This is a genomic window from Mesorhizobium sp. LSJC280B00 (genome assembly GCF_000502835.1).
In the GTDB taxonomy this organism is placed as follows: Bacteria; Pseudomonadota; Alphaproteobacteria; order Rhizobiales; family Rhizobiaceae; genus Mesorhizobium.
Genome location: NZ_AYVL01000011.1, coordinates 63,726 through 84,424, shown reverse-complemented (window position 1 = coordinate 84,424; position 20,699 = coordinate 63,726). Strand labels below are relative to the sequence as shown.

Below are 20,699 nucleotides of genomic sequence, written 5' to 3'. Positions count from 1 at the left end.
TGCGCTGTTGGCAGGCAAACGGTTGGAGCGGGCGGGCGGTTGCGTCGGGCATCCAAAATCGCCACATCATGTTGACCTTCCATCTACTGGAAGGTCTATTTCCTCCGACAAAGGAGATTTCCACCATGAACATCGGTATCGCATCCGAAAAATCCGGCCTGCCGGCCAAGACGATCCGTTACTACGAGGATATCGGGCTCTTGCATCCGGCTCGGACAGACAATGGCTATCGCGATTACTCGACGGCCGATATTCACCGGCTGCGCTTCCTGCAGCGCTCGCGAAGCCTGGGGTTTTCGGTCGACGAATGCCGCCAGTTGCTCTCGCTGTATCAAGACAGGGAACGTGATAGCGCCGACGTGAAGGAGATCGCGAAAGCCAAGCTGGTGGAGATCGACAGGAAGATCGCTGAACTGGTCGGATTGCGCGGCTTGCTCCACCATCTGGTCAGTCACTGCCACGGCGACGAGCGGCCGGATTGCCCGATCATCGACGAGCTGGCAGGACAAGGCGTGGCCCAGTGAGGCTCGCAGCCGCTGTAACGGTGCTGTCGCTTGCCTGCGTCTCTGTCGTGCTCGCTGCCGCCCATTCGAGCCGTGATGCGATCATCGAGGCTCGCCAGGCCTCGATGAAGGAAATGGCCGCGGCGGCAAAGGCGATCGCTGGGATGTTCGACGGCAAGCAGGCGTACGACGCCGCAGCCTTCAGGGCGGCGGCCGAGACCATCCGCGCCCGCACCGGCCCTGCCCTGATTGCCGAATTCCCCAGCGCGACATTGGGAGCGCCTTCAGGCGCCAAGGCGGATATCGACCCCGCCCGCGCGGAGTTCGAAGGGCTGGCACGCCACATCGGAACGCTGGCCAGCGCCCTGGCCTCCGACGCCGAGCGGGCACCACCGCATATCACCGACGACATGAGAATGGGTTCCGGCCTGGCAATGGGCGGTGGCAGCCTGCTTGGCAAGCGACCATCACTCGCGGAAGCCGATCCCACTAAATTGCCGGCGGAGCACCTCCTGCATCTCATCTTGCAGGATTGCTCGAGCTGCCATTCGAAGTTCAGGCAAAAGGTCGAGTGATAGCGTCAGCTCCGCTGCAGCTGACCCGCCATGAAATTGCGCCAGCCGCCGAAATGCGAGATCTCCTTTGCATCGGTGAGGCCGGCACTTTCGACGAGAAAGCCCTTCGGCGACGTTCCGTCATCGAGCAGAAGCGTGCCGATGCCGAGCGGCGGCGGGATCGCCGCGACGAAGCGGCCGAAGGCTTGCGGCGACAGCCGCCAGACTTCGACCTCGATCGCTGTCCCCTTGCCATTGCAGCTGCGCTCGAGCCCCGGTCGCGACACCGACTGGCCGGCGAGCGCATAAAGCCGGTAGAGCGGCGCCGTTCTTGCCGCCCGGGCGAAAATCGCGCCGAGCTGCTGCAACTGGCCGTTCAGCGCCATCCCCGATAGATGCGCGCCGACCACGGCCAGCTCGATCGTGCCCTCGTCCACGTCCACGCGAACATCGGCACGCGGCGGCAGCGGCCAGCCTGTAGCGCCCAGCGCAAGGCCGCTTGCCGCATGGACATCCTGCGCAAGCGACGCCGTCAGATGGTCCTTGCCCGCCGCGGCAAGCAAGGTGACGCTCATCGGCAAACCGTCGCTACGAATTCCGGCCGGCACGGCTATGCCGCACATGTCGAGCAGATTGACGAAATTGGTGTAAGTGCCAAGCCGGCTGTTGGTGACGATGGGGTCAGCCAACACCGCTTCAACCGTGTAATGCGTCGGCGCGGTTGGCACACAGAAAAGATCGACCGAGGCGATGACCGGCGCAAGCTTGGCCTTGTAGCCTTGCAAGGCGTAGAGCCCCTTAAAAGCGTCCGCGGCTGAAAGTTTTCGCGCGCCGCCGATGATCTGCCGCGTCACCGGATGCATGGCGGCCTCGTTGGCATCCATGAAGTCCTTGATCGCGGCATAACGCTCGGCCACCCAGGCGCCTTCGTAGAGCAGGTTGGCGGTGGCGTAGAAATCACCGAACGGGATTTCGACCAGCCGGCAGCCCAGCGTCTCCAGAGAGGCAAGAGCGGCCTCGAAACACGCCTGCATCGCCTCGTCGCCGAAGAAGGTCCAGTCCGCCCTGGCCGGCACGCCGACAGTCAGCACCGGCGGGCGCGCGGCAAGGCCCTGGACGCCGAGGTCACGCGAATAGGGGTCGGCGTCGTCCTTTGCCGCCGCCGCCTCGAACACGCGGTAGGCGTCATCGACGGTGAGCGCGAACACCGAGATGCAGTCGAGCGTGCGGCAGGCCGGCACGACGCCGGCGGCCGACAGCGCGCCGACGCTCGGCTTCAGCCCGACGATGTTGTTGAGGCCGGCGGGAATGCGCCCAGAACCGGCGGTGTCGGTGCCGAGCGCGAACGAGACGATGCCGCGCGCGGTTGCGACGGCCGAGCCGCATGAGGAGCCGCCCGGCACCAGTTTCGGGTCGATCGCATTCCTCGGGATCGGATAGGGCGTGCGCACACCGACCAGGCCGGTGGCGAACTGGTCGAGGTTGGTCTTGCCGACGACCAGCGCGCCGGCGGCCTTGAGCCGCGCGACGACGGTGGCGTCTTTCGCCGGCAAGTAGGCATATTCCGCACAAGCCGCCGTGGTCGGCATGCCGGCAACATCGATGTTGTCCTTGACCGCGAACGGTACGCCCCACAGCGGCTTTGCCGCGGGATCGAACGGGCCGAGCTTTTCCGCCTCGACCAACATCTCCGCCCTGCTCGCCAGATGGATGAAGATGCCGGGGTCATCGGCCGCCGCGAGCCGCGCATTGATCGTATCGATCACCTCGCAGATGCCGACGCCGGCCTGATAGGCGGCGTGCAAGCTCGCTATATCGAAGCGGATGTCGCTCATTTGGCCTCGTCCAGAATGACTACCGGCAGGTTCCACTGGATGAGTACGACGCAGCCATCCTTCGTCCACACCGAATGCTCGGTTCCGACCAGGTTCAGGATCACGCTGCCCGCGGCATGATCGCCGTTCTCGTCGCTCTGCGTGCCTTCCAGCACGATGATCGTTTCCAGCCCGGCATGGCGATGGCGCGGCACGCCGGCGCCGGGCCGATAGTTCAGGATCGCGACCGACGGTTCCGTCGGTCCGCCCTTGAGCAGCCAATGCGCCGTAATGCCATCGCGGAAAGGCTCGAACGGCAGATCGCGCCAGCCACCATTGAGGAGGCCGGCAAAGGCAAGATTAGGCATTGGCAATCCCCTCGAGCACCTGGTCCGTTGTCGCCGTCCAGCCGACGATCGCGCCCTGTGCCCTGATCATCGCCAGGGCGGCCGCCTTGAACTCGGCAAAATAGCTCTCGGTAGCATCCTCGGCCAGCAGGCATTCATAGCCGCGGTCGTTGGCCTCGCGCATCGTCGTCTGCACGCAGACCTCCGTCGTCACTCCGGCAAAGACCAGTTGCTGTGCGCCGAGCCGCTTCAGGTCATCGCCGAAGCTGGTGGCATAGAACGCGCCCTTGCCCGGCTTTTCGATGACGATCTCGCCAGGCAGTGGCGCAAGTTCATCGAGGATCGCCGTTCCCGGCTCGCCGACGATCAGCACGCGACCCATCGGCCCGACATCGCCGATCCGGATCGACGGATTGCCGCGATTGCGCTTGGCCGGCGGCAGATCCGAAAGGTCTGCCTTGTGGCACTCCATCGTGTGGATCACCGGCAGGCCGGCGGTGCGGAACCCCTCGATCAATCTCTTCACCGTCGGCACAATCGCCACCACCCGGCTGACGTCGTTGCCGAGGCTGGCGCCGAAGCCGCCGGGTTCAGCGAAATCGCGCTGCATGTCGATGACGACCAGCGCCATCGCCTCAGGCTTGAAGGCGAACGGAAACGGCAGCGCCTCGATCTCCGCCATCAGTGATGTCCCGCCATGTGCTCGCCGATGGTCTGCACGCTCGCCTGCGCAATCGGCGTCTCGTAGACCAGCGCGCCGTCCGACATGACGAAGATGCGGTCCGAGAGCTCGAGCAGCTCATCAAGGTCCTCCGACATAAGGAGCACCGCGGCGCCGGCATTGCGCGCCTTCATGATGCGGGCGCGTATTTCGGCGACGGCGGAGAAGTCGAGGCCGAAGCAGGGGTTCGACACGATGAGCAAATCGACCTCGCCGGTCAGTTCCCGCGCCAGCACCGCGCGCTGCACATTGCCGCCCGAGAGCGACGAAATCGGCGAAGCAAGCGATGCCGTCTTGACCTTGAACTGTTGGACCAGACGGGCCGCGTAGTCCCTGATCGCACTCATCCTGATCCAGTTGACCGGCTTGCCGGCCTCGTTGAGGTCGAAGGTCCGGAAGGCCATGTTTTCCGCCACCGTCATCTTCGGTGCGCAGGCATTGCGCAACGGCTCCTCCGGAATGAAGCGGACATTGAGCGTGCGCGCCTCGCTGCGGCTGGCGCCATAGGGCGAGCCTTTCACCAGGACGTCGCCGCCATTGCGCGCCCGCTGTCCGGCAAGGACTTCGAGAAACTCCTTCTGGCCGTTGCCGGAGATGCCGGCAATGCCGACGATCTCACCCGACTTCACATCGAGTTCGCCGATGTCGATGGTTTTCAAACCGGTGCGGTCGGGCGCCTTCAGCGACTTTACCGTCAGCACCTGTCTGGCGCCGGCCGGCACCGGGGCGCGGCTGTCGAGTGCTGCAATCGGCTGGTCGCCGATCATCATCGCCGCCATCTGCTTGTGCGAAAGTTCGGAGACCTTTCCGGTTCCGGTCAGCCTGCCCTTGCGCAGCACGGTGATATCGTCGGCAAAGGCCGTCACCTCGTGGAATTTATGCGAGATCATCAGCACGGTGAGGTCGCCGGTCCTGGTCATGTCGCGCACCAGGCCAAGCACTTCGTGTGCCTCGCCGGGAGTGAGCACCGAAGTCGGCTCGTCGAGCACCAGGAAACTGCGGCCGAGATAGAGCTGCTTGATGATTTCGAGCTTCTGCTTCTCGCCGGCCGCAAGTTCCGCCACCTTGACGTCGAGCGGCAGCTTGAACGGCATACGCTGCATGAATTGCGCAAGTGCGGCGCGCTCCTTGCGCCAGTCGATGACGCCGGGCACCTTCTCGCGCGAAATGACCAGGTTCTCCGCGCCGGTCAGCGACGGGACGAGCGTGAAATGCTGGTAGACCATGCCGAGCCCCAATGCCGAGGCATCCTTCGGACTGGCGATCGCGACCTCGCGGCTATCAACCAGCATGTCGCCGGCGGTCGGATGGTAAAAACCCATCATGCATTTGACCAGCGTCGACTTGCCGGCGCCGTTTTCGCCGAGCAGCGCATGGAACGATCCCGCCGGCACCTTGATCGAGACGTCGTCCAGCGCGGTGAAGGCGCCGAAGCGCATGGTCATGCCGATGGTCTCGACGCCGACGGCTTTCTTGCCGATGCTTCCGCTCAAGATCGTGTCCTCACGGCAGTTGCGCGACGAAGGATGCCGAATTCGACACCGCGCCGAACACGCCGCCCTGCATCTTGATCATCTTGATCGCGGCGAGATGGTTGCCGTAATCGGTCGCGCCGCAGCAATCCTCCAGCATCACGCATTCGAAGCCGCGATCGTTGGCCTCGCGCATCGTCGTGTGGACGCAGACATCGGTGGTGATGCCGCTCAGCACGATGTTTTCGATTCCGCGCTGGTGCAGGATCAGTTCGAGGTCGGTGGCGCAGAACGAGCCCTTGCCCGGCTTGTCGATGATCGGTTCGCCCGCCGCCGGATAGAGGTCGGGGATGATGTCCCAGCCGGGTTCGCCGCGCACCAGGATGCGCCCGCAAGGTCCGGAGTCGCCGATGCCGGCATTGATGCGGCGCGAGCGCCAGCGCTTGTTGGCCGGCAGGTCGGCGAGATCGGGCCGGTGGCCCTCGCGCGTGTGGATGATGGTGTAGCCCTTGGCCCGCATGGCTGAGAGCACCGACTTGATCGGCTCGATCGGCGCCCGCACCAGCGAAAGATCGTAGCCCATATGATCGACATAGCCGCCCGGCCCGCAGAAATCGGTCTGCATGTCGATGATGATCAGTGCCGTATTGTCCGGCCGCAGCTCGCCATTATAAGGCCATGGATAAGGGTCGGCATCAATGTAGCGCTGGGTGATCTCGGCTCTGGCGTTCATCGGAAAAACTCCAGTCATTTGGTGATCGACAACTCGCCCGGCGCGCCGGCAAGCGAGCGGTTCGGCGACGAGGTGGCGATCATGATGATGAGCGTGAGGATGTAAGGTGCGGCGTAGAAGAGATAGTAGCCCTGCGTCACCCCGACCGATTGCAACGCGGGGCCCAGCGCGCCCGCACCGCCGAACAACAGTGCCGCGGCAAAGCAGCCGAGCGGATTCCAGCGCGCGAAGATAACCAGCGCCACCGCCATCAGGCCCTGCCCCGACGAGATGCGTTCGGTCCAGCTGCCGGGGTAATAAAGCGACAGATAGGCGCCGCCGATGCCAGCGAGCGCACCGCCGACACCTGTCGCAAGCAGGCGCACGGTGTTGGGATTGAGGCCCATGGCGCGCGCCGCATCGGAGCTGTCGCCGACGACGCGCACGATCAGGCCGGCGCGCGTATTGCGGAAGGCCCACCATAGGAACACGGCAAGTGCGGCACCAATCAGGAACAGGATGTTGACGTTGAGCGCCGCCTGCACCTGCGGGATATCCGACCAGCCACCGAAGGCGATGGCCGGCAGGTCTGGTGCCGAGGGCTGGATGAACGGCTTGCCGAAGAAGAAGGCGAGACCGGAGCCGAACAGCATCAGCGCGATGCCGATGGCGATGTCGTTCACCCCGCGGAATTTGCAGATCCAGCCGTGGAACAGCCCGAAGCAAAGACCGGCACCTGCGGCAGCCAGCAGGCCGAGCCATGGCGAGCCGGTCATCACCGCGACGGCGTAGGCAGTCATCGCACCGAAGACCAGCGTGCCTTCGAGGCCAAGATTGATGCGGCCGGAGCGCTCGGTGATGGCTTCGCCGAGCGAGACGAAGATGAAGGGCGTCGAAACGCGGATGGCGCCGCCGAGAATGGCGAGCGGCACGCCCCACAGGCCGATCTCGGTCGCGTCCATCAGGAGCCTCTCTTCCACAGATCGGGATTGAAGACCTTGAAGCGGCCGTAAAAGGTTTCGCTGAACAGGATGACTACGAAGAGCATGCCTTGCAGCACCAGCACGGTGGCGTCGGGCAGGTCCATGCGGCGCTGGATCAGCCCGCCGGAAGCGCCGATACCGCCGAGCAGGAAAGCGACCGGGATGATGGCGAGCGGATTGTGGCGGGCGAGGAAGGCGACGAGGATGCCGGTATAGCCATAGCCGGCGGCGAGCGAGGCGTTGGCGCTGCCTTGCACGGCGCCGACCTCCAGCATGCCGGCCAGCCCGGCGAAGCCGCCAGCCAGCCCGGTGAAGCCGACGATCAGCGGCCCGACGGCAAGCCCTTGCACCTGAGCTGCCCTGACATTGCCGCCGGCGATGCGGGCGGCAAACCCCCAGCGCGTCTTTTCGATCAACAGCCAGGACAGGACGCAGGCGAGAATGCCGACGACCAGGCCCCAGTGCACGTCCATGCCTGGAATGTTGCCGATGCGGTAGGCATCCGCCAGCGGCTCCGTCGAGGGTTTGTTGAGCGAAGCCGGATCGCGCAGAGGCCCTTCGACCAGATGGTTCATCAGCGCGATGGCGATATAGGCCATCAGCAGACTGGAGATGGTTTCGTTGACGGCGCGGTAGTGGCGGAGTGCGCCGACGGCACCGATCCAGATGCCGCCGGCGACCACGCCCGCCACGCCCATCAGCAGGATGACCAGAAAAGCCGGCGCGCCATTCGCCGCGACGCCGATGGCGGCGGCGGCAACGCCGCCCAGCACGATCGCGCCTTCGCCGCCGATGACGACGAGGCCGAGTCGTGCCGGCAGCGCCACGCAGAGCGCTGCCAATAAAAGCGGTGCTGCCCGCGACAGCGAGTTCTGGATCGAGAACCACGAGCCGAAGCCGCCGCGCCACATCGTCTCGTAGAGTTGCACCGGCGATTTGCCGACCAGCGCGATGAACACGCTGAACAGCGCCATGCCGACGATCAGCGCCGCGAGCGGTATGACGAAGGCTTCCGCCTGCCGCGCCGCCCATTCGAGCGCCGCCGGATAATTCCTGGCGCCAAACAGCGCCGGTGCGCCCGCGGTGCCGACCGTGTCTACCATGGCCCGTCTCCGATCCGGTTCAGGCGGTCGAACCGACGACGCCCTCGACCAGATAGTCCATGCTTTCGAGCTCGAGCGCGGTCTCGACGAAGGCCTGGCCTTCGGTCGCCACGACAACGCCCTTGTTGCTCTTCAGCGGACCCTTGATGACGGAAAACCCGCCTTTCATCATTTCGGCCAGCGTGCCGTCGAACTGCTTGCGGGCGGCATCGCCGACGGCGGGGCCGAGCGGGCTCATCTTGACGAAGCCATCGGCAAGGCCGCCGCGCGTGAAATTGGGCAGCGGCGTGCCCGCCACCAGATCGTCGACGAACATCTTGTAGACCTTGGCCCAGTTCCATTCCGCGCCGGTCAGGTATTTTTCCGGCGCCAGCGGGCTCTGGTTGGCATGATAGCCGCAGACGAAGGCGCCACGCCCGGCCGCCGTCTCGACCACCACCTTGGGGCTATCGACATGGCAGGTGATGACGTCGGCACCCTGGTCGACCAGCGCATTGGTGGCCTCGGCCTCCTTGACCGCTAGCGACCACTCGCCGGTGAAGATCACCTGGCAGGTGATGGTCGGGTCGACCGAGCGCGCGCCGAGCAGGAAGGAATTGATGTTGAGCAGCACCTGCGGGATCGGCTTTGCCGCGACGAAGCCGAGCTTCTTGGTTTTGCTGGTGTGACCGGCGACGACGCCGTTCAGATACTGGCCCATGCCGATATAGCCGAAATAGGAACCGGCATTCATCGGATGCTTGTCCTTGTTCCACATGCCACCACAATGGCGGAACTGCACGTCGGGGAATTTCGCGCACATGGCGAGCATGTGCGGATCGAAATAGCCGAACGAGGTCGGGAAGATCAGCGACGCACCGTCGAGATTGATCATCGATTCCATCGTCTTCTGAACGTCGACCGTCTCCGGCACGTTCTCCTCCTCGACGACGGAAATTCCTTCGATCCCCTTCAGCGTGGCGGCCCCTTCGGCATGCGCCTGGTTGTAGCCGTAGTCGTCCTTTGGCCCGACATAGATGAAGCCGACGGTGGCCGTCGCGGCGAAGGCCCTGCTGATCGGAAACGATGCGGACGCAAGGCCGAGCGCCGCTCCGGCGGCGGAGGTTTTGAGCAGGTCGCGGCGGCTAAGCATGAATCTCTTGGACATTGAATGCTCCCTCTGTGGGGCCTTTGGGGCCGGTTAACATCTCAATGAAAGAAGTGTATGCAATCAGCATGCCAGTTTCAGAAATGAGATTTATTCAGTAATATCAATGAGTGTTCCGATGTGGACTGCACAAAGCCGGAGCAATTGCATACACTTTTTGCCTCCAAAATCGCCAATTTGACATGAAGGCTAAAACATAGGCATACAGAGATGCGGAGGAATCGAAGCCGGTGAGTGGCTTACGGCTCTAGCGAAAAGACTGGACGGAGGAGACGTGTCGGGAAAGCGCAATTTGATCAGGTCGGGCACGACCGTCGATCAGATGGTGAGGGCGATCAGCGACCGGATCGTCACCGGTTTCCTGCGCCCGGGCGAAAAGCTCGACGAGGCCTCGCTCGCCGCCCGCTTCGACGTCTCACGCACGCCGATCAGGGAAGCGCTCAGCCGGCTCAGCGCCATGGGGCTGGTCGAAAGGCGGCCGAACCGCGGCGCCACCGTCGCCGTGGTGACGCAGGAGCACCTCGCCTCGATGTTCGAAAGCATGGCCGAGCTTGAAGCGATCTGCGCGCGGTTCTCGGCCGAGCGCATGACCGCTGGCGAGCGCCGCACGCTGGAGGCCGAACACCAGGCCTCGGCGCGCTTCGTGCAGCTCGGTGCCGAAGAAGAGTATGAGCTTTTCAACACCGAATTCCACACCCGGCTCTATCGCGGCGCCCACAGCAAGCACATTTATGAACTGACCGTCATGACCCGCGGCCGCCTGGCGCCGTTCCGGCGCGCGCAATTCATGCTGCCCGGGCGGCTGGCCCAGTCCTGGCAAGAACATGACGCCATCGTCACCGCAATCATGCGCGGCGACAGTGCGGCGGCCGGAACAGCCGCCAAGGATCATGTCTCGATCGTCAGCGAGGCGAGCGCCGTCTTTGCGATCGGCGATCGCCCCAAAGGCAGGACCGAGCCGTTCCCGACATCGGCTTCCTAACCGTCAATCGACCAGCACGGCGACCACGGCAGCGCAGTCGCCGGCCTTGACCAGCCCCGGAAAATGCCGCGCCGCCAACAGACCGGACATTTTGGCCCGGATCTCCTGCGGAGCGCCGCCGGTGCGGCCTATGGAATGGATACGTGCCAGCACCTGGTTCTCTGCCACCGGCTCGCCGAGATCGATCATGGTTTCGATCATCCCGTCGTCCTCGGCGAAGGAGAAGCAATCGCCGGACGGCATGTCGAGCCAGCGGGTTGGCTGCATCTCGACCGCGCCGGCGACGATGCCGGCATGGCGCAGCACATTGAGCACGCCGCGACGTGCGATCCGCACCGTTTCCGCGCGCGAAGTCCCGCCGCCGCCAAGCTCTGTGGTGATGAACAGCTTGCCCATCTCTTCGGCGGCAGTGTCGAACATGCCGACCGCGTCGATCTCCAGCATTTTCATCGACCATGGTGCGGAGAAGGCTTCAACCGCAGCGAAACCCTTCGCTTCCAGCACCTTGTCGGGCCGGATGTGGGCGGCGCAGAACGGCACGAAGTCGAGCGTCTTGCCGCCGGAGTGGAAGTCGAGCGCGATGTCTGTACGGGGCAGAAGCTCGCGCTGGAAATAATCAGCGATCTTCTCGGTCACCGTGCCGTCGGGCCGGCCGGGAAAGCTGCGGTTGAGATTGCCCTTGTCGATCGGCGAGGTGCGCGTGCCGGCGCGGAACGCCGGATAGTTCATCGCCGGCACGATGATGATCGTGCCGCTGACTTGCTTCGGGTCGAGCGTACGGGCGAGGTCATAGAGCGCCAGCGGCCCCTCGTACTCGTCGCCATGATTGCCGCCGGTGAGCAATGCGCTCGGCCCCTTGCCGTTGCGGATGACGCAGATCGGGATCATCACCGACCCCCAGGCGGAATCGTCGCGGCTGTAAGGCAGGCGCAGGAAACCGTGCTGCACGCCGTCGCGCTCGAAATCGACGGTCGGCGTGATCGGTGACGGGCGAAGGCTGGACATCGGACTCAATTCTTCACCACCAGTTTGCGCGGCACATTCGCCAGGCACTCGACGCCCGTCTCGGTGATCAGGATGGATTCGGTGATTTCCAGCCCCATCGTCTCAAGCCACAAGCCGGTCATGAAATGGAAGGTCATACCGGGCTTCAACTCGGTGCGGTCGCCTGGACGCAGGCTCATCGTGCGCTCGCCCCAGTCAGGCGGATAGGAAAGCCCGATCGGGTACCCGGTGCGGTTGTCCTTGACGATGCCGTACCGCTTCAGCACCGCGAAGAAGGCGTTGGCGATGTCCTCGCATGTGTTGCCGGGCTTGGCGGCGGCAAGTCCCGCCTCCATGCCTTCCAGCGTCGCCTTTTCTGCATCGAGGAATTCCGGCGTCGGTTTACCAAGGAACACGGTCCGCGACAGCGGGCAGTGATAGCGGTTGTAGCAGCCGGCGATCTCGAAGAAGGTGCCCTCGCCCGATTTCATCGGCCGGTCGTCCCAGGTCAGATGCGGCGCCGATGCGTCGGCGCCTGACGGCAGCAGCGGCACGATCGCCGGATAGTCGCCGCCGATGCCGTCGACGCCGCGCGTGCCGGCATCGTAGATCTCGGCGACCAGGTCGCATTTGCGCATGCCGACCTCGATCTTATCGACGATGCGCTGGTGCATCGCTTCGACGATGCGGGCGGCCTTGCGCATGTAGTCGATTTCGGTCGGGCTCTTCACCGCGCGCTGCCAGTTGACGAGTGCCGTGGCGTCGACGAAGCGGGCATTGGGTAAGTGCTTCTGCAGCGCTGCGAAGGCAGCGGCCGAGAACCAGTAATTGTCCATCTCGACGCCGATGCTGAGCTTGCCCCAGCCGCGATCGGAGAGCACGCTGGACAGAAAATCCATCGGATGGCGCTCGGTCGACTGCACATAGTGGTCGGCATAGCCGATGATGTTGTCGTGCGCGAGATAGGCGGTGCGCTTGGCGCCGTTGGCGTCCTGGCCGCGCCCGTACCACACCGGCTCGCCCGACGGCGGCACGATGACAGCCTGGTGCACGTAGAACGACCAGCCGTCGTAGCCGGTCAGCCAGGCCATGTTGGACGGATCGCTGACGATCAATAGATCGACGCCCTTGGCCTCCATGACCTTCCGCGTTTTGGCGAGGCGCTCCGCATATTCGCCGCGCGAGAATTTCAAATTGGGCTGCATTGTTCTTGGTCCTCGTTTGTTGGGCCTTGCGGCCAGCATCAGCTTTCGAAAATCGTACCGGTCTTGGCTGCACGCGCACGGTCGCGGGCGAGCGTGGCGATCGCCGTGTCCTGCACGCCGGTGCCGGTCAGGTCGGCAATGGTGATGTCGCTGTCCGAGCGCCGGCCATGCCTTTCGCCGGCGATGATGTGGCCAAGCTCGGTGATTTCGGCATCGGACGCCATCACGCCCGCCGCGATAGCATGGTGCAGTTCGCCCAGCCGGCGCGTCTGTTTGGCGCTATCGGCGACGTAGAGATCGGCCATGCGCAGGATCGCCGGCGCGATCTCGTTCTTGTGCTCGGCATCCGAGCCCATGGCAGTGATATGCTGGCCGGCGGAGACGAAGCCGGCCTTGATCAGCGGCTCGGTCGACGGCGTCGTGGTGACGATGATGTCGGCATCGGCCGCAGCCTTTGCCGCGTCGGGCTCGGCGTGAACGGCGATGCCCAGTCTTTCGGACAATGCGTCGGCCGCGGCCTCGGCCTTGGCGGCATCCCTTGCCCAGATGCGAGCCTCGGTGATTGGCCGCACCAGCATCAGCGCCTCGAGCTGCAGTCCGGCCTGAACACCGGCGCCGAAGATCGCGGCAACGGAGGAGTCCGGCCGCGACAGATGTTTGGCGGCGACCGCACCGGCGGCGGCCGTGCGGATGTCGGTGAGATAGCCATTGTCGAGCAGCAGCGCTTCGACCAATCCGGTTTTCGCCGACAGCAGCACCATCATGCCGTTGACGCTGGGCAAGCCGAGCTTGGGATTATCGAAAAAGCCGGGGCTGATCTTGATCGCAAAACCGTCGATACCCGGTACATAGGCGGTCTTGACGTCGACCTCGCCGCGATGCTCTGGAATGTCCAGCCGCAGGATCGGCGGCATCGCCACCGGCAAGGTAGCGAGCGCCCGGAACGCGTTCTCGACGCAGGCGATGGCATCAAGATCGAGCTTCACGATCTCGCGCAATTCAGCTTCGGTGAGGATCGTCATCCGGCTCATGCTGCGCTCTCCGCAATTGCTTCGCCGCAGATGATCTTGCGGTGCAGTGTCATATCGATGTTGCGGCCGGACAGCACGAGCACCGTCGGGCCGCTCGCCCTGACCTTGCCGGCAAGCACGGCTGCGATGCCGACCGCGCCGGCGCCTTCGACGATCTCGCGCTCCTGTTCATAGGCATGGCGGATGCCGGTGGCGATCTCGCCCTCGCTGAGCAGGATCACATCGTCGAGCAGGTCGCGGCACATGGAAAAGGTCAGCCGGTTGTCGAGGCCTATGCCGCCGCCGAGGGAATCGGCCAGTGTCGGCAGTTCCTCGACCAAAACCGGATGTCCGGCGTCGAGGCTCGCCTTCATCGCCGCACCGCGCGCCATTGAAACGCCCATCACCTTCGTCGCCGGGCTGACGCCCTTCACGGCAGCAGCTACGCCAGCCGCCAGCCCACCGCCGGAAAGCGGCACCAGCACCAAGGCGGCGTCCGGAACCTGTTCGATGATCTCCAGCCCGAGCGTGCCTTGCCCGGCGACAATGGCAGGATGGTCGAAGGGCGGCAGCATGATCAGCCCCTCTTCCGCGACCAGCCGTTCGACCTCCCGCTGCGCATCGTCCTGGCTGTTGCCGACGATGCGGATCTCGGCGCCGAGCCGACGGATCTCGTCCAGCTTGTTCTGCGGCACCAGCCGCGACATGCAGATCGTCGCGTCGATACCTTGCAGTCGAGCGGCATAAGCCAGCGCCCGGCCGTGGTTGCCGGTCGAGGCAGCGACGACGCCGCGCGCCTTCTCCTCTTCTGTCAGCGAAGCGATAGCGTTCGAGGCACCGCGCAGCTTGAAGGCGCCGGTGGTCTGCCGGTGTTCGAGCTTGAGATAAACAGGAGCGTCCAAGTGCTGGGAAAGACTCCGGGAAGTGACGGTCGGCGTACGCTCGACCTTGTCTGCGATGCGCTCGCGCGCGGCGTGGATATCGGAGAGGCTTATCCTGGACGTGGTCATGGCTTATCAATCAGTTCAGCGGCAGCGTCATCAGACGGCCGAATTCAGGGCGCGGCTCGTCGTCGTCGCAAAGCCGCAGGCAATTCCAGGCTGTCGCCTGGTTGCTGGTGACGACAGGACGGCCGATGGCTTCTTCCATGCCGACAACTGCCGCCGCGGACCGCAGTGCCGTGCAGGAGACAAACAGCGCGTCCGAGTGTTCGGCCGTCGCCTCGCGAGCCAGATCGACCAAGGATTTCGGCGCAATCCGCGCCATCTCGCGATCATCCTCGAAGCCGAGGCAAGTGAAGCTGACGATTTCGAAACCATGCTCGGTGAAATAGGCCGCCATCGGCCGGCTGGTCTCGACCGTATAGGGAGTGAGGATGCTGATCGTCCTGGCGCCCAGCGCCTTCAGGCCGCGCACCCCGGCCATCGGCGGCGTGACCACCGGCACGCCGGGCTTGGCGGCCTGCACCGCCGCCTCGATTTCGGCATCGCCGATCACGACGGAAGCCGAGGTGCAGGAATAGCAGATCGCATCGAGCGGCTCGTCGGGCAGGATCAGGGCCGCGCCCGCCGTCAGTGACTGCTGCATCTTGCGCAAATTGTCCGGCGTCGTCGGGTTGGCGTAGGGGATGCGCGCGACATAGACCCCGATGCGGTCGCTTGCCACCATGCGGTGAAAATCCGGTTCGCTCGTATGGTCGGTGGCAAGGATGATCAGGCCGACCCGCTTTTCCAGCGGACGCGCATCGAGCGCCGGCCGGGCCGGGCGCAGGCGGATTTCGGGTGCAGCGCTCATCGTTCGATCCGCCCATAACGGTGTTCCAGCCAGCGCAGCAGCACCACCGAGAACAGGCTGATGGCGAGGAAGAAGGCGCCGACCAAGGTGATCGGTTCGATATACCGATAATAGGTATTGGCGACGCTCTTGGCCTGGTTCATCAGTTCGAGCACGGTGATCGCCGACAGCAGCGGCGTCTCTTTGAACATGGCGATGAAATAATTGGCAAGCGCCGGGATCATCGGCGGGATCGCCTGCGGAATGATGATGTGCGTCCAGGTCTGGGTGGCGTTCAGATTGCAGGCCTTGGCCGCTTCCCACTGGCCGCGCGGAACATTATCGATGCCGGCGCGGTAGACCTCGGCCGTGTAAGTGCCGTAATGCAGCCCGAGACCGATGACGCCCGCGACAAGCGGCGGCAACAGGATGCCAAAATCCGGCAGCACGTAGAAGATGAAATAGAGCTGCACCAACAGCGGCGTGCCACGGATGAACTCGGCAAGGAAACCGACGGTGCGCGACAGAGCCCTGTTCGGCGACCGGCGCGCCAATGCGATGCCCAACCCAACGATGGCCGCCAGCACCGAGCCAAGCAGCGTCGCCAGGATGGTGATCTTCACCCCCTCGATCAGCGTCGGCAGGATCTGCCGGACAAAATCCCAATCCCATTCCATTATCAGGCCCGGTCCATCATACGCGCACCCCGTCGAGGCCACGAGCCATGCGGCGTTCCAGCGACCGCACGCCCCATGAGATGAGCAGCGCCAGGACGAAATAGATGACGAGGATGGTGCTGAACGGCACCAGAGTATTGCCGGTCTGCGAGCGCACCACCTGCGCCTGGAAGGTCAGGTCGGCGAGCGAGATTAGCGAAACGACGGCGGTGGCCTTGAGCAATTCAATGGCGTTGTTGCCGAAGGTTGGCAGCATCACCAGAAGCGCCTGCGGCAAGATGATATGGTGCATGGCTTGCCAGCGGCCGAGATTGAGGGCGGTGCAGGCCTCATATTGTTCGCGGCCGATAGACTTGATGGCGCCACGCACCACTTCCGCCGCATAGGCGCCGACATTGAGGCCCAGCGCCAGCACCCCGGCCTGCAGCGGCGTCAACGAAATGCCGGCAAAAGGCAGCACGAAATAAGCCCAGAACAGCTGCACGAAAATCGAGGTGCCGCGGAAGAACTCGATATAGGCGGTGGCCAGCGCGCGTAGCACGAAAAACCGCGACAGCCGCCCCAGCCCGGCAAGAAAGGCCATGACCAAGGCCAGCACCGACCCCATCAGCGTCAGCTCGATGGTGACAAGCGCTCCTTGCAATATCAGGCCGAAATAGCCGGACCATTGGGTCATTGGGTCGAAAGTTTCCGCGTTGAATGTCTAGCGACACGTTGGTTCCAGCGTCCTTCTCCCCGTTCACGGGGAGAAGATGCCGGCAGGCAGATGAGGGACAGCGCGAACCAACCGGAGTATGGCGCCGCCCCTCATCCGGCCCTTCGGGCCACCTTCTCCCCGTGAACGGGGAGAAGGAAGAACGCACCTACTTCGCCGAGCAGAGCTTGTCGCGGCTCGTCGACATTGCCGCCGCCGCCGAGAAGCCGTAAGGCTCGATGATCTTGGCGAACTCGCCGGACTTCTTCAGTTTCGCCAGCTCGACATCATAGGCGTCGCGCAGCGCTTCGTCGCCCTTCTTGAAGGCCGCGCCGTCGCAATAGACCGGCGCACCGACCACCGGCGCGATGACTTCGAGGTTCGGATCATTGGCTTTCTTGACCAGGTCGTTGATCGACAGCACGGGCAGCGAATAAGCATCGATGCGGCCGTCCTGCAGCATCTTCAGGCCGCTCTGGCCGTCCGGCACGACGATGACGCGCTCGCGCGGCACACCTGCGGTGAGCGCAAGCTTCTCTTCGGTGCCGCCACCCGGCGCGCCGATCGTGGCGCTCGCGTCCTTCGCGACGTCCTCGTAGCTCTTGAAGCCCTTCGGGTTGCCCTTCTTCACCAGCATCGCCTCGGCGTCGCACAGCACCGGTTCCGAATAGGCGACCGCAGCACAACGTTCCGGCTTCATGAACAGGCCGGCAGTGACGACGTCGAAACGGCCGGCCTGCAGGCCGGGAATCATCGCGCCATATTCCGAGATCGAGGCGACGATATCGTTGACGCCAAGGCGCTTGAAGATTTCACGGGCAACGTCAGGCGCCGCACCCGAAACCTTGCCGTCGGCAGCGACCGCCGTATAGGGCGGCTCGTTGGCGATGGCGACGCGGGCAAAGCCTTGCGCCTTGAGCTCTTCGAGCTTGCTGTCGTCGGCCGAGCCGGCCGTCGAGGCGGCCAGCACCGCCGTCAGCGCGATACCGGCGACGCCGGCCAAAATGGCAAATTTCTTCATTGTTCCCAACTCCTTGTTTGTCTGTCTTCTTGGCTTGCTTGAGGCGTCGCCGCCTCGCATGGCAGTCAGACCCGATGTCCGGCCGCAATGATCTTCTTCAGGAAACCTTGCGTGCGCTCCTGTTTGGGATGGCGGAAAATCTCGTCGGGCTTGCCCTCCTCGACTATTCTGCCGCGATCGAAGAACAGCACCCGGTCGGCGAAGTCATGGGCGAAACCCATCTCGTGGGTGACCAGCAGCATGGTCATGTCGGTCTCGGCCGCGAGCTTGCGCATGACGTTGAGCACCTCGTCGACGAGTTCCGGGTCGAGCGCCGAGGTGACCTCGTCGAACAGCATGATCTTCGGCGACAGCGCCAGCGCCCGCGCAATCGCGACGCGCTGCTTCTGGCCGCCTGAAAGCTGCGCCGGCATCGCCTTGGCCTTGTCGACCATGCCGACCATGTCGAGCAGTTCCATCGCCCGCTTTTCGGCGGCGGCCCGCGGCACGCCTTTGGTCAGCATCGGTGCCAGCGTCACATTGTCGATGACGCATTTGTGCGGAAACAGATTGAACAGTTGGAAGACCATGCCGATCTTCTGGCGCATCTTTGCCAAATGCCGTTCATCGGCCGTCAGCAGCCGGCCGTTACGCTCCATGTGGTACAACTGTTCGCCGTCGACTTGGATGTGGCCGCTGTCGATACGCTCCAGCGTCATCAGGATGCGCAGGATCGTCGTCTTGCCCGAACCCGACGGGCCGATCAGTGCCAGCTTCTCGCCGGGCATGACTTGCATCGAGAGGCCGTCCAGCACCTTGAAGGTGCCGAAGCTTTTTGAAATGCCGTCGATCTTGATGATGGGCGCCGACAATGGATTTCCCGTGCTGGAGAAGCTTGCCTTTAACGATGCGGATCGCGGCAAATCATGTCAATCAAGAAAATAATATCATGACAATATTTCGGATTCCGCACAATTTCGCGCCATTTGTCGCCTAGATCGCAAGCAGGAGATGCTCGGGATCGCCGAGCAGAAGCTTGGTGACAACGCCGAGACCGGCGCGCAGTTCCCCCTCCGTGGTCGAGCCAAGCGAAATCCGCACAGCTGGATGCCAAGGCGTCTGCGAAATGCGAAACGACGTACCGGGCGCGATCGCCACGCCCTGCAGGCGGGCCTGGGAAACAAAGCTTTCCTCGCCGCGATCATCGGGCAGTTGCAGCCAGACATGCAGCCCGTCGCGATGAGCCCGATAGTCCACTCCGGCGAGCACCTCGGCGGCGATGTCCAGACGCCGCCGCAAAGCCATACGCTGCCATCGAACGAGTTCCATCGCGGTGCCGTCGGCCACCCATTTGGTGGCGATCTCGGCCACCAACGGCGTCGCCATCCAGTTCGAGACGAGATGGCGATTGGCGACCGCGGCGACATAACGATCGGGCGCCGCGAGATAGCCGATGCGCAGGCCCGGCACCACGATCTTGGTGAAGGAGGTGACGTAGAGCGTGCGCTCGGGCGCGAAGGCGGCTACCGGCGGCGGCCGGTCCTCGACCAACGGGCCGAGGACGTCGTTTTCGATAATGGCGATGTCATGCCTGCGCGCAACGGCGGCAATCTGTTCGCGGCGGCCGGCATCCATCAGGGTAGCCGTAGGGTTGATCACCGACGGCTGCACGAACACGGCGCGGATGTCCGACAGCCGGCAGGCCTCGTCCAGCGCTTCCGGGATCAGCCCATTGTCGTCGATCGGCAAACCCTCGAGATTGAAGCCGAGATAACGCGCCAGCGGGATCAGCGTGTGGTGACCGATCGCCTCGGTGGCGACGGTCGAGCCGGGCGGCGCCACGCTCATCAGCGCCACTGTCATCCCTGCGGTGGCGCCGTTGGTCAGGCTGATGTTCTGCGGCGACGCGTCGAGGCCACAGAGGCGTAGCCACTCGACACCCACCGCGCGGTGGCGCGGGAACACCATGTTCGGCCTGAACGACAGCGCCGAGCTCGACGGCAGGTTTTCGGCGAGCCAGCCCAGCGCCTGTCTCAGCCGCTCCAGATGCATCGGTTCGCAGACCGGCTTCAGGATGGAGAGATCGATGACCTCGCCCAGCCGCTCCGGCAGATAGGGCGGCTCCGGCTCGCGGCGCTGCGTCTGCACGAAGCTGCCGCGGCCGACCTCGCCGGACACCAGCCCGCGGCGGATCAGCTCCTCATAGGCGCGGCTGACCGTCTGCACGGAAAGTTGCAGATCGTCAGCCAACTGCCGGTGCGTCGGCAACCGAGCGCCATTGGCCAGGCGCCCGTCATGGATGGCGCGCGCGAACTGGTCGGCGAGCGATTGATAGGCCGGCCGCCGGATAAGAGCGGGATCTGGTCGCCAAAATGTCATGACTTATTAGAGATCGAAATCAGTGCAATTGACAATCGAAATAATGCGCCGTCATGGTGTCCGGCACTGGAAGTGGACGATCATGGCTGCAGCAAAACTCGATCCGATCGACCTGAAAATCCTCGACGCCATCCAGCGCGACGGCCGCATCACCAAGCTGGCGCTGGCCGAGAAGGTTGGCCTGTCGCCGACGCCTTGCTGGATGCGGCTGCGCAAGCTGGAAAAAGCCGGCATCGTCTGCGGCTATCATGCCAGGATCGCCATGCGCGCCATCGCACCGGTCGCCACCGTGCTGATGGAGGTGACGCTGGCTAGCCACCGCCAGGCCGATTTCGACCGTTTCGAGCGCGTCATCCGCGACATCCCCGAGATCGTCGCCTGCTGGTCTGTCGGCGGCGGCGTCGATTACCTGCTGAAGGTGATGGCGCGCGACATCGACGCCTATCAGCGGCTGGTCGACACTCTGCTCGAGCGCGAGATCGGCATCGACCGCTATTTCACCTACATCGTCACCAAGACGGTGAAGGAGGAGAGTGTGCTGCCAGTGGCGGATCTGTTGCCGGCATCCTCCTGATACCGGAGAGATCGTCTGGCCAGGCAGGGCAATAGAGACAATCTCTCTACGTGCGGGCACGCAAA

General features: G+C 64.1%; 22 protein-coding genes. 4 read left to right on the top strand and 18 right to left on the bottom strand.

Annotation, left to right across the window (positions count from 1 at the left end):
• Positions 1-125 precede the first annotated feature (125 nt).
• Both cueR and X773_RS56415 read left to right on the top strand, forming a co-directional pair.
• Positions 126-524: a Cu(I)-responsive transcriptional regulator gene (gene cueR / locus X773_RS56420; protein WP_031211920.1), complete on the top strand. Its 399-nt coding sequence runs from the start codon at positions 126-128 to the stop codon at positions 522-524.
• Positions 521-1,078: a cytochrome c gene (locus X773_RS56415; protein ID WP_023677217.1), complete on the top strand. Its 558-nt coding sequence runs from the start codon at positions 521-523 to the stop codon at positions 1,076-1,078. The genes cueR and X773_RS56415 overlap by 4 nt, the downstream gene beginning before the upstream one ends.
• Positions 1,079-1,083: 5 nt before the next feature.
• Here the strand turns inward: X773_RS56415 and atzF are convergent, their stop codons facing one another.
• From atzF to X773_RS56375, 8 genes are read right to left on the bottom strand one after another with little or no spacing between them, the layout of a single operon-like run.
• Complete coding sequence (gene atzF / locus X773_RS56410; RefSeq protein ID WP_023677216.1) at positions 1,084-2,892, bottom strand: allophanate hydrolase; 1,809 nt, start codon at positions 2,890-2,892, stop codon at positions 1,084-1,086.
• Positions 2,889-3,239 (bottom strand): cupin domain-containing protein, encoded by a 351-nt coding sequence (locus tag X773_RS56405; RefSeq protein WP_023677215.1) that lies wholly within the window; start codon positions 3,237-3,239, stop codon positions 2,889-2,891. Before X773_RS56405 ends, atzF begins: the two co-directional genes overlap by 4 nt.
• Complete coding sequence (locus tag X773_RS56400) at positions 3,232-3,900, bottom strand: isochorismatase family cysteine hydrolase (RefSeq protein ID WP_023677214.1); 669 nt, start codon at positions 3,898-3,900, stop codon at positions 3,232-3,234. Before X773_RS56400 ends, X773_RS56405 begins: the two co-directional genes overlap by 8 nt.
• The gene (locus tag X773_RS56395; RefSeq protein WP_023677213.1) at positions 3,900-5,432 is read right to left on the bottom strand and encodes an ABC transporter ATP-binding protein; all 1,533 of its coding nucleotides are present in this window, start codon (positions 5,430-5,432) and stop codon (positions 3,900-3,902) included. Before X773_RS56395 ends, X773_RS56400 begins: the two co-directional genes overlap by 1 nt.
• Positions 5,433-5,442: 10 nt before the next feature.
• On the bottom strand, positions 5,443-6,144 hold the full coding sequence (locus X773_RS56390; RefSeq protein ID WP_023677212.1) for an isochorismatase family cysteine hydrolase: 702 nt from the start codon (positions 6,142-6,144) through the stop codon (positions 5,443-5,445).
• A 14-nt stretch (positions 6,145-6,158) separates the two neighbouring features.
• Positions 6,159-7,085 (bottom strand): ABC transporter permease, encoded by a 927-nt coding sequence (locus X773_RS56385; protein ID WP_023677211.1) that lies wholly within the window; start codon positions 7,083-7,085, stop codon positions 6,159-6,161.
• Entirely contained in the window at positions 7,085-8,209 is a 1,125-nt protein-coding gene (locus X773_RS56380; RefSeq protein ID WP_023677210.1) for an ABC transporter permease, read from the bottom strand. The genes X773_RS56385 and X773_RS56380 overlap by 1 nt, the downstream gene beginning before the upstream one ends.
• Before the next feature lie 19 nt (positions 8,210-8,228).
• A complete protein-coding gene (locus X773_RS56375) occupies positions 8,229-9,356 on the bottom strand; it encodes a BMP family ABC transporter substrate-binding protein (RefSeq protein WP_023677209.1) in 1,128 nt (375 codons plus the stop codon).
• A 322-nt stretch (positions 9,357-9,678) separates the two neighbouring features.
• On the opposite strand from X773_RS56375, the gene X773_RS56370 reads away from it, so the two are divergent.
• Positions 9,679-10,338: a GntR family transcriptional regulator gene (locus X773_RS56370; protein WP_023677208.1), complete on the top strand. Its 660-nt coding sequence runs from the start codon at positions 9,679-9,681 to the stop codon at positions 10,336-10,338.
• Between the two features lie 3 nt (positions 10,339-10,341).
• On the opposite strand, the gene doeB is transcribed toward X773_RS56370, so the two are convergent.
• The 10 genes from doeB to X773_RS56320 all read right to left on the bottom strand — a co-directional run bounded on the left by doeB (position 10,342) and on the right by X773_RS56320 (position 20,060).
• Positions 10,342-11,343 (bottom strand): N(2)-acetyl-L-2,4-diaminobutanoate deacetylase DoeB, encoded by a 1,002-nt coding sequence (doeB, locus tag X773_RS56365; RefSeq protein WP_023677207.1) that lies wholly within the window; start codon positions 11,341-11,343, stop codon positions 10,342-10,344.
• 5 nt (positions 11,344-11,348) lie between these two features.
• Entirely contained in the window at positions 11,349-12,527 is a 1,179-nt protein-coding gene (gene doeA / locus X773_RS56360; RefSeq protein ID WP_023677206.1) for an ectoine hydrolase DoeA, read from the bottom strand.
• 38 nt (positions 12,528-12,565) lie between these two features.
• Complete coding sequence (locus X773_RS56355) at positions 12,566-13,558, bottom strand: cyclodeaminase (protein ID WP_023677205.1); 993 nt, start codon at positions 13,556-13,558, stop codon at positions 12,566-12,568.
• A complete protein-coding gene (eutB, locus tag X773_RS56350; protein ID WP_023677204.1) occupies positions 13,555-14,547 on the bottom strand; it encodes a hydroxyectoine utilization dehydratase EutB in 993 nt (330 codons plus the stop codon). Before eutB ends, X773_RS56355 begins: the two co-directional genes overlap by 4 nt.
• A 10-nt stretch (positions 14,548-14,557) precedes the next feature.
• Entirely contained in the window at positions 14,558-15,331 is a 774-nt protein-coding gene (gene eutA / locus X773_RS56345) for an ectoine utilization protein EutA (protein ID WP_023677203.1), read from the bottom strand.
• Positions 15,328-15,987, bottom strand: a complete 660-nt coding sequence (gene ehuD / locus X773_RS56340) for an ectoine/hydroxyectoine ABC transporter permease subunit EhuD (protein WP_023677202.1) — start codon at positions 15,985-15,987, stop codon at positions 15,328-15,330. The genes eutA and ehuD overlap by 4 nt, the downstream gene beginning before the upstream one ends.
• A gap of 16 nt (positions 15,988-16,003) precedes the next feature.
• A complete protein-coding gene (ehuC, locus tag X773_RS56335) occupies positions 16,004-16,663 on the bottom strand; it encodes an ectoine/hydroxyectoine ABC transporter permease subunit EhuC (protein WP_023677201.1) in 660 nt (219 codons plus the stop codon).
• 187 nt (positions 16,664-16,850) lie between these two features.
• On the bottom strand, positions 16,851-17,702 hold the full coding sequence (ehuB, locus tag X773_RS56330) for an ectoine/hydroxyectoine ABC transporter substrate-binding protein EhuB (protein WP_023677200.1): 852 nt from the start codon (positions 17,700-17,702) through the stop codon (positions 16,851-16,853).
• 65 nt (positions 17,703-17,767) lie between these two features.
• Complete coding sequence (gene ehuA / locus X773_RS56325; protein WP_023677199.1) at positions 17,768-18,553, bottom strand: ectoine/hydroxyectoine ABC transporter ATP-binding protein EhuA; 786 nt, start codon at positions 18,551-18,553, stop codon at positions 17,768-17,770.
• A 121-nt stretch (positions 18,554-18,674) separates the two neighbouring features.
• Complete coding sequence (locus X773_RS56320) at positions 18,675-20,060, bottom strand: PLP-dependent aminotransferase family protein (RefSeq protein WP_023677197.1); 1,386 nt, start codon at positions 20,058-20,060, stop codon at positions 18,675-18,677.
• 82 nt (positions 20,061-20,142) lie between these two features.
• On the opposite strand from X773_RS56320, the gene X773_RS56315 reads away from it, so the two are divergent.
• On the top strand, positions 20,143-20,634 hold the full coding sequence (locus tag X773_RS56315) for an Lrp/AsnC family transcriptional regulator (protein ID WP_031211913.1): 492 nt from the start codon (positions 20,143-20,145) through the stop codon (positions 20,632-20,634).
• Positions 20,635-20,699: the final 65 nt, after the last annotated feature.

Coding starts and splice junctions, on each gene's coding strand:
- X773_RS56385 (WP_023677211.1), bottom strand. CDS start 7,085: ATGGACGCGACCGAGATCGGCCTGTGGGGCGTGCCGCTCGCCATTCTC.
- X773_RS56390 (WP_023677212.1), bottom strand. CDS start 6,144: ATGAACGCCAGAGCCGAGATCACCCAGCGCTACATTGATGCCGACCCT.
- X773_RS56315 (WP_031211913.1), top strand. CDS start 20,143: ATGGCTGCAGCAAAACTCGATCCGATCGACCTGAAAATCCTCGACGCC.
- atzF (WP_023677216.1), bottom strand. CDS start 2,892: ATGAGCGACATCCGCTTCGATATAGCGAGCTTGCACGCCGCCTATCAG.
- X773_RS56355 (WP_023677205.1), bottom strand. CDS start 13,558: ATGAGCCGGATGACGATCCTCACCGAAGCTGAATTGCGCGAGATCGTG.
- X773_RS56405 (WP_023677215.1), bottom strand. CDS start 3,239: ATGCCTAATCTTGCCTTTGCCGGCCTCCTCAATGGTGGCTGGCGCGAT.
- ehuD (WP_023677202.1), bottom strand. CDS start 15,987: ATGGAATGGGATTGGGATTTTGTCCGGCAGATCCTGCCGACGCTGATC.
- cueR (WP_031211920.1), top strand. CDS start 126: ATGAACATCGGTATCGCATCCGAAAAATCCGGCCTGCCGGCCAAGACG.
- X773_RS56400 (WP_023677214.1), bottom strand. CDS start 3,900: ATGGCGGAGATCGAGGCGCTGCCGTTTCCGTTCGCCTTCAAGCCTGAG.
- X773_RS56320 (WP_023677197.1), bottom strand. CDS start 20,060: ATGACATTTTGGCGACCAGATCCCGCTCTTATCCGGCGGCCGGCCTAT.
- X773_RS56380 (WP_023677210.1), bottom strand. CDS start 8,209: ATGGTAGACACGGTCGGCACCGCGGGCGCACCGGCGCTGTTTGGCGCC.
- doeA (WP_023677206.1), bottom strand. CDS start 12,527: ATGCAGCCCAATTTGAAATTCTCGCGCGGCGAATATGCGGAGCGCCTC.
- ehuC (WP_023677201.1), bottom strand. CDS start 16,663: ATGACCCAATGGTCCGGCTATTTCGGCCTGATATTGCAAGGAGCGCTT.
- doeB (WP_023677207.1), bottom strand. CDS start 11,343: ATGTCCAGCCTTCGCCCGTCACCGATCACGCCGACCGTCGATTTCGAG.
- ehuB (WP_023677200.1), bottom strand. CDS start 17,702: ATGAAGAAATTTGCCATTTTGGCCGGCGTCGCCGGTATCGCGCTGACG.
- X773_RS56375 (WP_023677209.1), bottom strand. CDS start 9,356: ATGTCCAAGAGATTCATGCTTAGCCGCCGCGACCTGCTCAAAACCTCC.
- X773_RS56370 (WP_023677208.1), top strand. CDS start 9,679: ATGGTGAGGGCGATCAGCGACCGGATCGTCACCGGTTTCCTGCGCCCG.
- eutB (WP_023677204.1), bottom strand. CDS start 14,547: ATGACCACGTCCAGGATAAGCCTCTCCGATATCCACGCCGCGCGCGAG.
- eutA (WP_023677203.1), bottom strand. CDS start 15,331: ATGAGCGCTGCACCCGAAATCCGCCTGCGCCCGGCCCGGCCGGCGCTC.